13 protein-coding genes are annotated in these 15,720 nt (G+C 62.7%); 7 read left to right on the top strand and 6 right to left on the bottom strand.

Annotation, left to right across the window (positions count from 1 at the left end):
- Nucleotides 1-59: 59 nt before the first annotated feature.
- Nucleotides 60-1,373 (top strand): leucine-rich repeat-containing protein kinase family protein, encoded by a 1,314-nt coding sequence (locus AC1RT4_RS01145; protein WP_493083004.1) that lies wholly within the window; start codon nucleotides 60-62, stop codon nucleotides 1,371-1,373.
- Between the two features lie 38 nt (nucleotides 1,374-1,411).
- On the opposite strand, the gene AC1RT4_RS01140 is transcribed toward AC1RT4_RS01145, so the two are convergent.
- Complete coding sequence (locus AC1RT4_RS01140) at nucleotides 1,412-2,116, bottom strand: YebC/PmpR family DNA-binding transcriptional regulator (protein WP_007951538.1); 705 nt, start codon at nucleotides 2,114-2,116, stop codon at nucleotides 1,412-1,414.
- A 220-nt stretch (nucleotides 2,117-2,336) separates the two neighbouring features.
- Between AC1RT4_RS01140 and AC1RT4_RS01135 the strand changes: the two genes are divergently transcribed.
- Complete coding sequence (locus AC1RT4_RS01135) at nucleotides 2,337-3,743, top strand: type VI secretion system Vgr family protein (protein ID WP_493083002.1); 1,407 nt, start codon at nucleotides 2,337-2,339, stop codon at nucleotides 3,741-3,743.
- Nucleotides 3,744-3,746: 3 nt separating this feature from the next.
- Here the strand turns inward: AC1RT4_RS01135 and AC1RT4_RS01130 are convergent, their stop codons facing one another.
- Together AC1RT4_RS01130 and AC1RT4_RS01125 are read right to left on the bottom strand one after the other, a co-directional pair.
- Nucleotides 3,747-5,144, bottom strand: a complete 1,398-nt coding sequence (locus tag AC1RT4_RS01130; protein WP_493084412.1) for an FAD-dependent oxidoreductase — start codon at nucleotides 5,142-5,144, stop codon at nucleotides 3,747-3,749.
- A 67-nt stretch (nucleotides 5,145-5,211) separates the two neighbouring features.
- On the bottom strand, nucleotides 5,212-6,537 hold the full coding sequence (locus tag AC1RT4_RS01125; RefSeq protein ID WP_007951542.1) for an MFS transporter: 1,326 nt from the start codon (nucleotides 6,535-6,537) through the stop codon (nucleotides 5,212-5,214).
- A gap of 270 nt (nucleotides 6,538-6,807) precedes the next feature.
- Between AC1RT4_RS01125 and AC1RT4_RS01120 the strand changes: the two genes are divergently transcribed.
- Entirely contained in the window at nucleotides 6,808-7,707 is a 900-nt protein-coding gene (locus tag AC1RT4_RS01120; protein WP_493083000.1) for a LysR family transcriptional regulator, read from the top strand.
- Here AC1RT4_RS01120 and AC1RT4_RS01115 read toward each other — a convergent pair.
- Entirely contained in the window at nucleotides 7,677-8,537 is an 861-nt protein-coding gene (locus AC1RT4_RS01115) for a LysR substrate-binding domain-containing protein (protein ID WP_493082998.1), read from the bottom strand. The two genes, AC1RT4_RS01120 and AC1RT4_RS01115, sit on opposite strands and share 31 nt — an antisense overlap.
- Nucleotides 8,538-8,650: 113 nt before the next feature.
- Here AC1RT4_RS01115 and AC1RT4_RS01110 point away from each other — a divergent pair, with 113 nt between their 5' ends.
- From AC1RT4_RS01110 to AC1RT4_RS01100, 3 genes are all read left to right on the top strand, one after another.
- Nucleotides 8,651-9,760 (top strand): 2-aminoethylphosphonate--pyruvate transaminase, encoded by a 1,110-nt coding sequence (locus AC1RT4_RS01110; protein ID WP_493082996.1) that lies wholly within the window; start codon nucleotides 8,651-8,653, stop codon nucleotides 9,758-9,760.
- Between the two features lie 57 nt (nucleotides 9,761-9,817).
- Nucleotides 9,818-10,645 (top strand): phosphonoacetaldehyde hydrolase, encoded by an 828-nt coding sequence (phnX, locus tag AC1RT4_RS01105; protein ID WP_007951546.1) that lies wholly within the window; start codon nucleotides 9,818-9,820, stop codon nucleotides 10,643-10,645.
- A 196-nt stretch (nucleotides 10,646-10,841) separates the two neighbouring features.
- Nucleotides 10,842-11,396 (top strand): cytochrome b, encoded by a 555-nt coding sequence (locus AC1RT4_RS01100; RefSeq protein ID WP_064597845.1) that lies wholly within the window; start codon nucleotides 10,842-10,844, stop codon nucleotides 11,394-11,396.
- On the opposite strand, the gene AC1RT4_RS01095 is transcribed toward AC1RT4_RS01100, so the two are convergent.
- Both AC1RT4_RS01095 and AC1RT4_RS01090 read right to left on the bottom strand, forming a co-directional pair.
- Complete coding sequence (locus AC1RT4_RS01095; RefSeq protein WP_493082993.1) at nucleotides 11,393-12,301, bottom strand: 1-aminocyclopropane-1-carboxylate deaminase/D-cysteine desulfhydrase; 909 nt, start codon at nucleotides 12,299-12,301, stop codon at nucleotides 11,393-11,395. The two genes, AC1RT4_RS01100 and AC1RT4_RS01095, sit on opposite strands and share 4 nt — an antisense overlap.
- 41 nt (nucleotides 12,302-12,342) lie before the next feature.
- Nucleotides 12,343-14,382, bottom strand: coding sequence for a 2,4-dienoyl-CoA reductase FMN-binding domain-containing protein (locus AC1RT4_RS01090; protein ID WP_493082991.1), 2,040 nt, complete (start codon nucleotides 14,380-14,382; stop codon nucleotides 12,343-12,345).
- 204 nt (nucleotides 14,383-14,586) lie between these two features.
- On the opposite strand from AC1RT4_RS01090, the gene AC1RT4_RS01085 reads away from it, so the two are divergent.
- Nucleotides 14,587-15,717 (top strand): nitrilase-related carbon-nitrogen hydrolase, encoded by a 1,131-nt coding sequence (locus AC1RT4_RS01085; protein WP_493082989.1) that lies wholly within the window; start codon nucleotides 14,587-14,589, stop codon nucleotides 15,715-15,717.
- Nucleotides 15,718-15,720 lie beyond the last annotated feature (3 nt).

The raw sequence follows: 15,720 nt of genomic DNA, 5'->3' as shown, positions 1-15,720 counted from the left end.
TACCGTTATCATGCGGCCCATTTCCGGCGCCCTGCGCCTTCTCGATAGCGATCCTTTTCATGCACACCCTTGCACAACTGCGCGCCGCCGAACTGTCGGGCATCACCCGACTGGATCTGGCCGAAGGCCTGACTGAATTTCCGCCGGAGATTTTCAACCTGGCCGACACGCTGGAAGTGCTCAACCTCAGCGGCAATGCCCTGAGCAGCCTGCCGGATGACTTGCACCGTTTGACGCGCTTGCGCGTGCTGTTCTGCTCCGACAATCAGTTCACGCAATTGCCGGCATGCCTGGGCCAGTGCCAGGCGCTGACGATGATCGGTTTCAAGGCCAACCGGATCACTCAGGTGCCCGGCGCGGCGCTGCCGCCGCAATTGCGCTGGCTGATCCTGACCGACAACGCCATCGAGACCCTGCCCACGGAACTGGGCGAGCGCCCGTTGCTGCAAAAACTCATGCTTGCCGGCAATCGCCTGCGCGCCCTGCCGCCGTCACTGAGCCAGTGCCATCGGCTGGAGCTGATCCGCATCGCCGCCAACCAGTTGACTGAATTGCCGCAATGGCTGCTGACCCTGCCGAGCCTGACCTGGCTGGCTTACGCCGGCAATCCGCTGGAAACCGAAGCCGATGCCGCCGCCCTCGACAAAGCGCCCCTGATCGACTGGTCGGCGCTGCAATTGGAAAAACGGCTGGGCGAAGGCGCTTCCGGGGTCATTTACCGGGCGCAGTGGCAGCCTGCCAATCAGCCGGCCACGTCCGTGGCGGTCAAGTTGTACAAAGGCGAAATGACCAGCGACGGTTCGCCGTTGCATGAAATGAACGCGTGCATCACCGCCGGGCTGCACCCGAACCTGATCCGCGTCGAAGGCCGCATCGACCAGCATCCCGACGGCCAGCAAGGCCTGGTGATGCAGTTGATCGATCCGAGCTACCGCAACCTGGCCGGGCTGCCGAGCCTGGCGTCCTGTTCGCGGGATGTGTATGCCGAGGACTGCCGCTTCAGTGCCGACGTTGCCCTGCGCATTGCCCGGGGCATCGCTTCGGTCGCCGGGCATCTGCACCGTCACGGCATCACCCATGGCGATCTCTACGGACACAACATCCTGTTGAACGATCAGGGCGATTGTCTGCTGGGGGATTTTGGTGCGGCGTCGTTCCATGCCACGGCGGACACACCTGAAACCCGCGCGCTGCAACGCCTCGAAGTGCGTGCGTTCGGGATTTTGCTGGGGGAACTGCTGGCGCGCACCGACTCGGGGTTGAGCGATGAACAGCGTCAGGTGCTGGAAGCCCTGGAACAGCGCTGCTGTCAGCCGGATGTGCTGGCGCGGCCGGGGTTTGGCGAGATCAGCCAGGCGTTGCAGAACGCCTGAAAAAAATCGCAGCCCGAGGGCTGCGATTTTCTGGTGTGTCAGCCGGCCAGACCGACGAACATGTCCTGCACGTCGTCATGGTTGTCCAGGCCTTCGAGGAACGCCTCGACTTCAGCCATCTGCTCGTCGCTCAGGCCGCTGACCGGGTTCTTCGGCTGGTAGCCCAGTTTGGCCGACAGCACGGTGAAGCCTTGTTCCGGCAGGGCTTTCTGCACCGAGTCCAGGTCAGTCGGGTCGGTCAGGAACAGGGTCGCGCCCTCTTCGCCCGGCTCGAAATCCTGGGCACCGGCTTCGATCGCGGCCATTTCCGGATCGGCGTCCGGGGTGTCCGGCGACGCTTCGATCATGCCGACATGGTTGAAGTCCCAGGCAACGGAACCGGATGCACCCAGTTGGCCCTTGCGGAACGCCACGCGGATTTCCGCCACGGTACGGTTGATGTTGTCGGTCACGCACTCGACGATCAGCGGCACCTGATGCGGCGCGAAACCTTCGTAGGTCACGCGATGGTACTGAACGGTTTCGCCCAGCAGGCCAGCACCCTTCTTGATGGCGCGGTCCAGGGTTTCCTTGGGCATCGAGGCTTTCTTGGCCTGTTCGACCACCAGACGCAGGTGTGCGTTGGTGGCGGTATCGGCACCGTTACGCGCAGCAATGGTGATTTCCTTCACCAGTTTGCCGAAGATCTTGCCCTTGGCGTTGGCTGCCGCTTCTTTGTGTTTAACCTTCCACTGTGCGCCCATTACTCACTCTCTTGATCTGTGGCGCCGAGACATCTATTGGCCGACGCATGGCGCCAAGTTTATACGGCCTAAAGTCGGCAATCGACCAAAAATTCCGATGCGCATCGACATCTTCTACGCGCCTTGTAGGGCGATTCTGAAAAACCGGTTTGCCACGTCCATTCAACTTCGCGTTTTCGTACCCTCTGTGGCCCGTATTGCCTGAACAGAGCCCGCCCGAATGCTCAATGACAAGGAAAGTCCGTTTTCGCTGACCCTGGCCGAAGGCGGGATAAGCCTGCCGGTCCTGCGCTTCAGCGGCCACGAAGCGCTGAATCAGCCCTATCGGTTCGAGATCGAAGTCATGGGCCTGGCGCCCGCTTGGTCCCCCGGCACACTGTTGCATCAGGCGGCGTTTCTGCACCTGGATGACGACCACGGGATTCACGGCATCATCCAAAGTGCCAGTTGCGAACACCGCGCGACGCACCGGATCGCCTATCAACTGGTGCTGATGCCGCATCTGCAAGCGCTGGAGCAACATCCCGTACGCCGGGTCTTCACGCAACTGAACGTGCCTGCCATCCTTGAGCAACTGCTCAGCGAACATCACCTGCCGGCCCACAGTTACCGGATCGAGATGACCGTCGGCCACTACCCGCCGCGCCCGTTCTGCATTCAGTACGAGGAAACCGATCTGGCCTTTTTGCAACGGCTCTGCGAGGAGGAAGGCATCCACTATCACTTCGAACATCAGCCGGACGGCCATGTGGTGGTGTTCGCCGATGACAGCCTGAGCCTGCCGCAGCAACCGACGGCGATTGCTTTCAACACGCAGATAGATGCGCCGACAACCGGCCTCAGCAGTCTGTTCCAGCGCCACGAGGCGGTGCTGCCTCAGTTGCCCGCCGGCGTGCGTGAGCGAGGGCATTCGATTACGGGCCAGGACGCTGCCAATCACACGCTGGGCAGTGCCGTCGCCCCACCGGGATTTCTGCCGACTGCGCAACGTCACGCGGCCCAGCGCAGTCGTCGCCTGCTGGAGCGCCAACGCTGCCGGTCGCGCTCGATCCAGGGCCGCAGCGATTGTCCGCGACTGCTCAGCGGGCGCCTGTTGCAAGTCATGGAGCACCCGGTAAACGCGTTCAACGAGCAGTGGTTGATCACCGACTTGCGTCATCAGGGCCAGCAACCTTCGATTCTCGATCCAGTGCCGACGGTTCGCCGCTATCACAACGACTTCACCGCGCTGCCCTGGTCGACCCCGTTTCGCCCGCCGCCGAAACAACTGCGTCCGGGCATTCCGGGGTATCAGCCGGCGCAAGTGCTCGGCGCGCCGGGGCAACCGGCGCAGGTGGACGATCAGGGGCGGATCGCCGTGCGGTTATGGCCTGACCAACCTGATTCCAGCGCCAGCGAAGGACTGTGGTTACCGGTGGTCATGCCCCACGCCGGCGGCGGCCTGCCTCGGGAAAATCTGCCCTGCGCGGGTAGCGAGGTCTGGGTGAGTTTTCTCGACAGCGATCCCGACCGGCCGATCCTCTGCCTCGACGCCTGCCGCCCCCGAACGTCGCAGCCCACCGAAACCGAGCCCGACGACGACCTCCTGCTCGACTGGCTGCTCAACCGCTCCGCCCCGCCGCGCTGACGATCAACCTTTGTCGGCCTTGCCCGCCGCCGCCGCGAATTTCGCCAGACGCACATCAAGGTGCCGGGGCCGCCGACCGTGATCCTCGGCGCGTTCCTTGCGGCGAATGGCGTTGCGCACCATCAGCGAGCCTAGGTAGCGGATCGGCTCCGGCGGAAAATACCCCAGCGGCCCGTTGACCAGCGGCGAACGCGTCCACGGGTTGTCGAGACCCTGCACCAGCGAAGCGAGAATCTGCCCGCCCATGTGGCACGGCCCGACACCGCTGCCGGAATAACCGAAACCGTAGAACACGTTGCCGCTGGCACTCATTTGGCCGAAGAACGGCAGGCCGGTGACCGAGCGATCCGAGGGGCCGTTCCAGGTTGCATCGACTTTCACATCGGCGAACGCCGGGAAGAAGTCGTCGAGACTGCGCTTGAGCAATCCGGTATAGGGCGATGGCTGATCGAACACCGGCAGCATCCGCCCGCCGTAAGCGAAGGTATTACCGCCCTTGCCGAGCATGATCCGGCCGTCCGGGGTGTTGTGGTAGTAGTGCACGAAAATCCGCGAATCGAGCACGGTGACGCCGCTGGTCAAACCGATTTCCTGCAACAGATCCGGACGCGGTTTAGTGATCAGCATGTCGCTGGAAACGATCGCCACGCTGCGTTCGAACTGCGGGAAAGCGCGGGCCATCCACGCGTTCATCGCGAGCACCACGCGGTCGGCGGTCACGCAGCCGTTCGCCGTGTGAATACGCGCCGGACGGCCCTCTTCCAGCCCGGTCATTGCCGTGCCTTCATGAATCCGCACGCCCAGTTGCAACGCCACCCGACGCAAGCCACGTACCAGTTTGCCCGGCTGCACGCTGGCGGCAGCCGGCGAGAACCAGCCCTCCAGGTGTTTTTCCGAACCAGCCATGCGCTGTACATCGGCGACCGGCCGCTGGGTAAACGAGTTGATTCCATTGCGCTCCAGTGCCGCAATCACCGCATCGGTCGAGCCGCATTGCGCGCGGTTGGTGGCGGTGTAAAGCGTGCCATCGAGACGGTAATCGGCATCGACGCCGTATTGCTCGCAGAACTCGCCTATGGCGTGGATGCTGCGCTCGGATTCCTTGACCAGCCGCACCGCCTCTTTGACGCCGAACAGCCGCTCGAGGGTGAAATACTTCGCCGACCACGACAGCGCACAACCGCCGTTACGCCCACTGGCGCCGGCACCGCAGATATCGGCTTCGATCAGCACCACATCGAGCTCGGGGGTCTGCTGCTTGAGCATGATCGCCGTCCACAACCCGGTGTAACCGCCGCCGACGATGCACACGTCGGTGCGCACATCGCCTTGCAGCGGCGGGCAAGGTTCGGACGTGTCGAGCTGCAAAGCCTGCTCCAGCCAAAACGGTCTCATGAAAATTCTCCAGTCAGTCGGCCACGGCACAGCCTGCCGCGAGTGCCGCAGCAGGCCGCGAGGCAGGGTTTATTCAGTTACGCAGGGGTTTGATGGTCAGGGCGCGATTGGGCACATAGGCACGTGGTTCCATGACGCCGACCGGGCGGCTGTTCCAGTGCGGAATCAGCACCAGCGCCGAAAACAGTGCGCAACCGGCGAACACGATGAACACGGTCACCGAGTCGAAGTAGCCCGGCAGCAAACCACCGAGCACCGCACCGACCGAGCCGCAGCCGTTGACGAATCCCGCCGCCGTGGCGCCGGCCTTGGCCTTGCCGAAATCAATCGCTGCCGCGCCGCTGATCATCGAGTCCGGGCCGTACAGGGTCAGGCCCATCACGAACAACAGTGCGACCACCAACATCACGCTGCCGGTGTGTAAGGCGCCCATGAACAGCGCGAGGGTCACGGTCAGCGCCAGCAGACTCAACACGCAGGCAGGCATGCGTCGGGCACCGAACAGTTTGTCCGAGGCCAGGCCGATCATGATCGGGCCCAGCAGCCCGGCCAGTTCAAACGCGGTGGGAATGATCGCCGCACCGACCTTGCCGACCGAGGGCATCTGTTCGAACACGATCACCGGGCCCCACAGCAGAATCGCGTAACGCGCCGGTTTCAGCAGGAAATACGCCAGACCCAGCACCAGCACCGTACGGTTACGCAGGATTTCCTTGAGCGGTTCCCAGACGCTGAGTTTGCTGTTGGCTTCGGCCTCTTCGGCGCTGATGACCGGCTCCGGCTCCACGGCGGGCAGGCCGACATCTTCCGGTTTGTCGCGCTGGAAGATGAAGAACAACACCGCCACCACCGCGACCACTGCCGCACTGGAAATAAACGCCGCGTGCCACGATCCAATCAGCGTGTACGCCCACCAGCCGGCGAACGGCGACGCCACCAGCCCGCCGAATGCATAGCAGGAACTCCACAACCCGAGCACTCGCCCGCGTTGTTCGGAGGGGAAGAAACTGCCGAGGTTCTTGCACAGCCCCGACCAGCCGGTGGACTGCGCCAGCCCCTGAATCAGCATGCAGGTGGCGAAGATCGGCAAGGTCGCGAAGCTGCCCATCACCAGCGCCGCAGCGGCGGAAATCAGCAAACCGCCCAGTACCACGACCCTTGGGCCGAAGCGGTCGGCGAGCATGCCCCAGGTGAACTGGCCGATGGCGTAGGCCGCCAGGTAAATCGCGTCGAGGTTGGCCATGGCCATTTTGTCGAGGGTGAAGCTGGGGTCTTCGGCGATGCCCAGTTTGGCCACCGAAAAAGCTTTGCGGGTGAAATAGAACGCGGCGTAAGCGAGCCAGGTGACAGCGAAGATCTGCATGCGCCAACGCGCAATGGTGCCGATGTGCTTGTTCATTGTGGTTCTGACCTCAGGGTGTGAGTGTGCCGGCAGAATCGATGAGTAAACGCCTGTGTTTTTTATTGTTGAGCACTGCGATATCACCCCGTCCCTTCGGCGATACCGGTCAGATGAGTCCTGGTGTTGCACGCACAGGCTCATGGCCAGCGTCGCTGCCCGACCGGGCAGTCAGCGTTGGCGTGAGCCGATCAAAGCAATTACTGTTTAATAAATAAAATCGATTTATCGTATTTCACACATAAGCTCAGCTTGTTACTGGAGTTAGAAATGTCTGTTTCCCACGCCCAGCTCAAAGCCTTTCACGCCGTGGCCGTGCACGGAAGCTTCACCAAGGCCGCCGAGCGGCTTTATCTGACGCAACCGGCGATTTCCGACCAGGTGCGCAAGCTGGAAGAACGCTTCGGTGTGTTGCTGTTCCACCGCAACAAGCGCTCGGTGCGCCTGACGGATCTCGGCGAACGCTTGCTGGCAATCACCCAGCGTCTGTTCGTGGTCGAGGCCGAAGCCCAGGAGTTGTTGCAGGAATCCCAGGCCTTGCAGACCGGCAGCCTGATTCTGGCGGTCGATGCGCCGGTGCACGTGTTGCCGCAGATCGCCCGGTTTTGTGAGCGCTATCCGGGGATCAGCGTGAAGATCGAAACCGGTAACACCGATGAATCGCTGTTTCGGCTGTTCAACTATCAGGCTGATCTGGCGTTGCTCGGACGTGATGTCAGCGATGAACGTTTGTTGTGCGTGCCGCTGCGCAACGATCCGATGGTGGCGTTCGTCTCGCGCCATCATCCGTGGGCCGAGCGTGAATCGATCTGCCTGGAAGATCTGGACGACACGCCGCTGGTGCTGCGAGAACACGGCTCGGTGACCCGCCAGACCCTGGAAGAAGAAATGGCCCGCGCCGGTTTCCGCATCCGCCCGGCGATCCAGGTCGAAGGCCGGGAAGCGGCGCGGGAAGCAGTGGTGGTGGGGATTGGCGTGGGTGTGGTGTCGGCGGCGGAGTTTGGTGCGGACTCACGGGTTTGCGCGCTGCCGATTATCGATTGCACCCGGAGGTTGACCGAGACGCTGGTGTGCCTGCGCGAGCAGAGTTCGCGGCGGGTGGTGGCGACGTTTCTCGAGATGGTGCGCGAAAGCCTTGTTCAGACCGGCGCCAACCCGAAAAACGCCTGAATCAAGCGCAACTCCCGCCGCCGCTCCACGCAGCCGATCATGTGCCGGTTCACCAGCCCGTCTCCCGCAATGGGAATCGCGACGACACGGGGGTCATGACTGACCTCCACCGATGACACCACGCCGACACCCAGTTCCGCCGCCACTGCTTCCGTCACCGCCTCGCGACTGTCCAGTTCAAGCAACACCCGTGGGCTGACCGAAGCCTGCGCACAGGCCTGATCAAACGTGCGCCGGGTAATCGAACTCGGTTCACGCAACACCATGATCACCTGATCCAGCTCCTTGAGCCTGACCTCGCCGGTACGTGCCGCCCACGGATGCGCGGCCGGCACAAGCGCGCAGATCCGCGATTCACTCAACGCTTGCAGGTGCAGGCCCTTGCGCGGTTCCACCTCGGTCAGCACCGCCACATCGGCATGCTCGGACAACAACGCCGCCAACGTTTCCTGAGCATTGCCCAATCGCAGATTCACCGTGATCCCCGGATAGCGCGCCCGCAGGCTGGCGAGCATCGGCATGACCATGTGCGGGCCGTCCGCCGCGACCTCAAGGCGTCCGGTCAGCAATTGCCGATTAGCCTCAAGCAACGCCTGCGCCTCTTCGGCCATGCCGAACATCGCCCGGGTGATCGCCGCCAGTTTGATGCCCTCCTCGGTCAGCTCGACCCGACGCGCCGTCCGTCGCAACAGCGTGATCTGGTAATGCTCCTCCAGCGCCTTGATGTGCCCGGTGACCGCCGGCTGGCTGATGAACAAGCGTGCGGCGGCACGGGTGAAGCTGCCTTCCCGGGCCACGGCGTCGAAGGCGCGGAGCTGGAACAGGTTCATGAATAACCCTCACTGATGGCTGGCATAACAACAAACAATTTGATTGATGATCCGCCGAATTGCAACGTATGCCCCGTAGCTTCATCCCACAGCGCTATCGCGAGGACACACGAATGAGTACTGCCGCACCCATCCTGCTCACTCCCGGCCCGTTGACCACCTCGGCCCGCACCCGCCAGGCGATGATGGTCGACTGGGGTTCATGGGATGACCGCTTCAACCAATTGACCGCCAGCCTGTGCGAACAACTGCTGGCCATCCTCAACGGCGCCGCCACCCACCATTGCGTACCGTTGCAGGGCAGCGGCACCTTCGCCGTCGAAGCCGCGATCGGCACCCTCGTCCCTCGTGACGGCAAGGTGCTGGTGCTGATCAACGGCGCCTACGGCAAGCGTCTGGCGAAAATCTGCGAAGTGCTGGGCCGCTCGTTCAGCACCTTTGAAACCGCTGAAGATGAGCCGACCACCGCCGCCGACGTCGACCGCCTGCTGCGCGCCGACAGCGGCATTACCCACGTCGCGCTGATCCACTGCGAAACCAGCACCGGCATCCTCAATCCGCTGCCGGAGATCGCTCAGGTCGTCGAGCAACACGGCAAACGCCTGATCATTGATGCCATGAGCTCGTTCGGCGCGTTGCCGGTGGATGCGCAAAAAGTCCCTTTCGACGCGCTGATCGCCGCCTCCGGCAAATGCCTGGAAGGCGTGCCGGGCATGGGCTTCGTGTTTGCCCGCAAGGAATCCCTGGCCGCTGCCGCCGGCAACTCCCATTCGCTGGCGATGGACCTGTTCGACCAGCACAGCTACATGAAGAAGACCGGCCAGTGGCGCTTCACCCCGCCGACCCACGTGGTCGCCGCGCTGCACGAAGCCCTGCTGCAATACAACGAAGAAGGCGGTCTGCCGGCGCGACATGCGCGCTACGCCGCCAACTGCCAGGCGCTGATGGAAGAGATGGGCAAACTCGGCTTGCGCAGTTTCCTGCCCGCCGCGATACAGGCGCCGATCATCGCGACCTTCCACGCACCGAAAGATCCGCGCTACCAGTTCAAGGACTTCTACGAACGGGTCAAGGCCAAGGGTTACATCCTCTACCCCGGCAAGCTGACCCAGGTCGAAACCTTCCGCGTCGGCTGCATCGGCCACGTCACCCCGGCGCAGATGCGCGAAGCCGTCGCGGCGGTGGGTGAAGTGCTGCGCGAAATGGAAGTGCTCGACATCTGATTCACCCGGCCCGCTCCCTCATTTGAATTGCATTGCCAATACAGGATTCTGACCAACATGAACTACAACAACCCAACCCAGCTGCAAGCCGCCATCCTCGACTGGGCCGGCACCGTGGTCGACTTCGGTTCTTTCGCACCGACCCAGATCTTTGTCGAAGCCTTCGCCGAGTTCGACGTCCAGGTCTCCATCGAAGAGGCCCGAGGCCCGATGGGCATGGGCAAATGGGATCACATCCGCACCCTGTGCGATCAGCCGCAGGTTGCCGAGCGCTATCGCAAGGCGTTCGGCCGCACCCCGACCGACGATGACGTGACTGCGATCTACAACCGCTTCATGCCGCTGCAGATCGAGAAAATCGCCGAGCACTCGGCGCTGATTCCCGGCGCCCTGGAGACCATCGCCAACCTGCGTCAGCAAGGGATCAAGATCGGTTCCTGCTCGGGTTATCCGAAGCAAGTGATGGACAAGGTCGTGGCACTGGCCGCCACCAACGGCTACATCGCCGACCATGTCGTCGCCACCGACGAAGTGCCGAACGGCCGCCCATGGCCTGCACAAGCGCTGGCCAACGTGATTGCGCTGGGCATCGACGATGTCGCCGCCTGCGTGAAGATCGACGACACCGTGCCGGGCATTCTCGAAGGCCGTCGCGCCGGGATGTGGACCGTGGCGCTGATCTGTTCCGGCAACGCGCTTGGCCTGGATTACGAAGGCTATCGCGCACTGGGCAGCGACGCGCTGGCCAGCGAACGCAAGCGCATTCACGCGCTGTTCGAAGGTTCGCGCCCGCACTACATGATCGACACCATCAGCGATCTGCCGGAAGTGATCGCCGACATCAACAAGCGCCTGGCCAACGGCGAGATGCCGCAAAGCAGCTGATTGCGTCTATCGCGGCAAACAAAAACGCCAGTGTCTGCACGACACTGGCGTTTTTTCATGGGGGTTTTCAGTCAAATCGCTGACTCAGCTCAGTGAAAGCTTTTTTAGCCTCGGGCAAACGCGCCAAAGGGGATTACAGTTAAGGCATGCCGTCGCAGAACGGCACGCTTGAGCCCTGAACCGTGAGGAACGCCGTATGCCGTGGACAAATTCCGAATCCCGTTACAGCACCGTGTCGATCCTGTTGCACTGGCTGATGCTGGTGCTGTTGGTGCTGGTGTACGCCAGCATGGAATTGCGCGGGCTGTTTCCCAAGGGCAGCGGTGGCCGCACGCTGATCCGCGAAGTGCATTACATGCTCGGGTTGACTGTGTTCGTGCTGGTCTGGTTTCGCCTGTTCGCCCGCAGCCTGGGCCCGGCGCCGAAAATCTTTCCGGCCTCGCCACAGTGGCAAACCACCCTCGCACGCCTGATGCACTGGGCCTTGTACCTGTTCATGATCAGCATGCCGATCCTCGGCTGGCTGATCACCAGCGCCGAGGGTCATCAGGTGATGTTCTACGGTTTCGACCTGCCGTTGCTGGTGAGTGAAGACAAGGTGTTCGCCAAAGACGTCGAGCACTGGCATGTGCTGATCAGCACCATCGGCTACTGGCTGATCGGCCTGCATGCGCTGGCAGGGATCTATCATCATTACGTGGTGCGCGATAACACGTTGCTGCGGATGATGCCCAAGCGCAGCCAGGGTTAACCGTCGAATCCGCGCCGGCCCTGCAGGCCGCCGGTGTGGATGAAGATCAAGCGTGAACCCCGAGCGAAGCGGCCCGCCTCGATCTGTTGTTTGAGCGCCAGCAAGGCCTTGCCGGTGTACAGCGGTTCGAAGGGAATACCGCTGGCCTGTTCGGTTTGCGCGATAAATTCAAGCAGCGCCGGATCGACCTTGGCGAAACCGCCACGGCTGGCGTCGATCAGCTCGTAGCGCCCGGCCTCACCGACAATGGCCTCGACATTGGCCGCGACGCCGTGATCGTCGGGCACGGCCATTGCGCCGTACACAGCATGTTTTCCTGCCTCGGCCAACACCAATCCCGCGAGCGTGGTTCCCGTGCCGCAGGCCAGCCACCAACCGTGGTAGTCATCCCAACCAAGCTTGCCGAGTTGTTGACTGACCTGATCCTTCAATGACGCGCACCCCAGCGCCCCCGGCAAACCACCGCCCCCTTCGGGCACCGGATGCAGCATCGGGTATTGCGCCAGCCACGGCTGCCAGAACCCCGGCTGGTGCCGCGCCCGATAACCGCCGTAACCGAGCCAGTGCAGTTGCATGCCGAAATCCTGCAGATCCTTCACCGTCGGCGTGTCCTGCGGATGCCCGCGCAACAGCCCGACCGTTGTAAATCCCAGGCGCTTGCCCGCAGCCGCCAGTGCATGCAGATGATTGGAGTGCGCACCGCCCAGGCTGATGATGCCTTCGGCACCCGCGCGGTCGGCGGCTTTGAGATGTTCGACGAGTTTGAACCACTTGTTGCCGCTGATCAGCGGATCGATCCGGTCGAGACGCAGGATCGCGACTTCAATGCCGGCGGTGGTGAGCCAGTCCAGATCAAGCGGTTCGAGGGGGGCTTGAGGTAGCCAGTCGGTATGAGGCAGAAACATGAAGGCCGGCTCTGTGCAAAGAGCCGGCATTCTAGGGTGGATCAGAGCTCGGCGGCCAGACGCGAACCCTGATTGATCGCACGTTTGGCATCCAGTTCGGCCGCCACATCGGCGCCGCCGATCAGGTGCACGTTCTGCCCGGCTTCGACCAGACCGTCATGCAACTCACGCAGTGGATCCTGGCCGGCGCAGATGACGATGTTGTCCACCGGCAGCACTTGCGGCTCGCCGGTTTCGCCGATGCGGATGTGCAGGCCTTCGTCGTCGATCTTCAGGTACTCGACGCTGTTGAGCATCTGCACCTGCTTGTTCTTCAGACCGGTACGGTGAATCCAGCCGGTGGTCTTGCCCAGACCGTCGCCGACCTTGGATTTCTTGCGTTGCAGCAGGAACACGTCGCGCGCCGGTGCGTGCGGTGCAGCCTTGATCCCGGCCACGCCACCACGGGCTTCCAGATTCGTGTCGATGCCCCACTCTTTCCAGAACGCGGCGCGATCCTGACTGGTAGCCACACCCTCATGCACGAGGAATTCCGACACGTCGAAACCGATACCGCCGGCACCGATCACCGCCACACGCTTGCCGACCGGTTTGCGCTCAAGCAGCACATCCAGGTAGCTCAGCACTTTGGCATTCTCTACACCCGGAATCGCCGGCAGACGCGGTGCAATGCCGGTCGCCAGGATGACTTCGTCGTAACCGCCCTCGACCAGTTTTGCCACGTCGACGCGGGTGTTCAGGCACACCTCGACGTTAGTGGTCTGCAGTTTGCGTTTGAAATAACGCAGGGTTTCGTAGAACTCTTCCTTGCCCGGCACACGTTTGGCGACGTTGAACTGGCCACCGATCTCGCTGGCCGAATCGAACAGCGTCACCTGATGCCCGCGCTCGGCGGCCACGGTGGCGGCGGACAGACCGGCAGGACCGGCACCGACCACGGCGATCTTCTTGATCTGCTTGACCGGCAGGTAGTTGAGCTCGGTTTCGTGGCAGGCACGCGGGTTGACCAGGCAGCTGGTGAGCTTGCCGCCGAAGGTGTGATCGAGGCAGGCCTGGTTGCAACCGATGCAGGTGTTGATTTCGTCGGCACGGCCTTCAGCAGCCTTGTTGACGAAGTCCGGGTCGGCGAGGAACGGCCGCGCCATCGACACCATGTCGGCATCGCCTTCGGCCAGAATCTGCTCGGCGATTTCCGGGGTGTTGATGCGGTTGGTAGTGATCAGCGGAATGCTCACCGAGCCACGCAGCTTGGCCGTGACCTTGCTGAATGCCGCACGCGGCACTTTGGTGGCGATGGTCGGGATCCGCGCTTCGTGCCAGCCGATGCCGGTGTTGATGATGGTCGCGCCGGCCTGCTCGATGGCTTTGGCCAGGGTGACGATTTCTTCCCAAGTGCTGCCGCCTTCCACCAGATCGAGCATCGACAGGCGGAAGATGATGATGAAGTTCGGGCCGACCGCTTCACGCACGCGGCGAACGATTTCCACCGGCAGGCGCATGCGGTTTTCGTAGCTGCCGCCCCAGCGGTCGGTACGATGGTTGGTGTGGGCCGCCAAGAACTGGTTAATGAAATAACCTTCCGAGCCCATGATCTCCACGCCGTCGTACTCGGCGGTCTGGGCCAGTACCGAGCAGGTGACGAAATCACTGATCTGTTTCTCGATGCCTTCCTCGTCCAGCTCTTTGGGCTTGAACGGGTTGATCGGCGCCTGAATGGCGCTCGGTGCGACCTGCTTCGGGCTGTAGGCATAACGGCCGGCGTGGAGGATCTGCATGCAGATCTTGCCGCCCGCATCATGCACGGCGCGCGTCACGATACGGTGCTTGAGCGCCTCTTCTTCGGTGGTCAGCTTGGCCGCGCCGGAGTACACGCCGCCCTCGTCGTTCGGGCCGATACCGCCAGTGACCATCAGGCCGACACCGCCACGGGCACGCTCGGCGAAATACGCCGCCATGCGTTCGAAACCACCCGGCTTCTCTTCCAGGCCGGTGTGCATCGAGCCCATCAGGGTGCGGTTGCGCAACGTGGTGAATCCCAGGTCCAGCGGGGCCAACAAGTGCGGGTATTGAGTGGCGGTCATCGTTAACTCCACAGCAGCGATCACGGAAAATGCGGGAGCTCTGCGTCCCCCGTCAGTCATGTTCGACAGATTAGAAGTCGCATCGCTGTCACTCAATGACCGTAACTGACAAGTTATTGATCCAAATGCGCAGCGCCCCTTGGCAAGCCGGGGCTGGCGCCCTACCCTGTCCGCACACCCTGTACCCGGTTGTTGTTGGATTTCATGCGCAAACTTCTGTACCTGACTTTTTCCATGGCGCTCATCGCCGCGCTCACCTTCTACGCCATGTGGGCGGCTGACCGCCCGGCCGGTCATTACCTGTCGGACCTGCGGATCAAACTCGCGGTCGATCAGGGCACGCCCGCTGATCGCGGCAACCTGCTGGGCATCCAGCCCGAGCTGTTCCCCACCGACTACCAAAGCCCCGAACGCCTGCACCGCAAGCTCGCCGCCTATTTGCAGCAGGCGCAGGATCAGGGGCTGTTGAATGACAAAACCGTGGTCATCCTGCCGGAGCATGTCGGCACCTGGCTGATGATCAGCGGCGAGAAAGACGAGCTGTACCAGGCCGCCACCCTCGCCGAAGCGATGAACTGGCTGGCCGCGAGCAACCCGGTGCAATTTGCTCGCGCCTGGCTCACTGCCAAGGGCAGCAGCCGTCTGGATGACGCACATTTGCGCATGAAGTCCCGGGACATGGCCAAGGACTATCAGGCGCTGTTCGGTGGCCTGGCCAAGGAATTCCACATCACCCTGGTGGCCGGCTCGATCGTATTGCCTGAACCGAACATCACCGATGGCCGACTCAAGGCCGGCAGTGGTGCGCTGTACAACAGCACCGTAGTGTTTGGCCGGGACGGCGCCCCGCTCGGTCAGCCACAGCGGCAGATGCGCCCGATCTTCGATCAGGACGAACCATCCGGCACCCGCGAAGCTTCGCGGATCAATGTGGTCGACACTCCGGCCGGACGCCTAGGCGTGTTGATCGGCAACGACAGTTGGTATCCGGACAACTACCGCAAACTCGACGAGCAAGGCGCGCAGCTCATCGCGGTGCCTGCGTTCGTCGTCGGTCATGGCGTTTGGGATCAACCGTGGAAGGGTTACAAAGGCTTGAGCGTGCCGGACTCGGTCAGCCTTAAACCGGGAGACGTCAGCGAAGGCCAGGCCTGGCACCAACTGACCCTGACCGCGCAACCGCCGGCCAGCAAGGCGCTGGCCGGCATGAGTGTGTTCCTGCGCGGGCAGTTCTGGGACAAACCAAGCTCCGGGCAAAGCTTCCTCAGCAGCAACGGCCAGCAATTCGCCGACAGCGAAGCCCGCGGCGCGCGCCTGCTGAACCTCTGGTTGTAACCC

It is taken from the genome of Pseudomonas sp. GW821-FHT11D10 (genome assembly GCF_058808435.1).
Note: the sequence above shows the minus strand (reverse complement) of the source record. Positions and strands in the feature narration are given on the sequence as shown.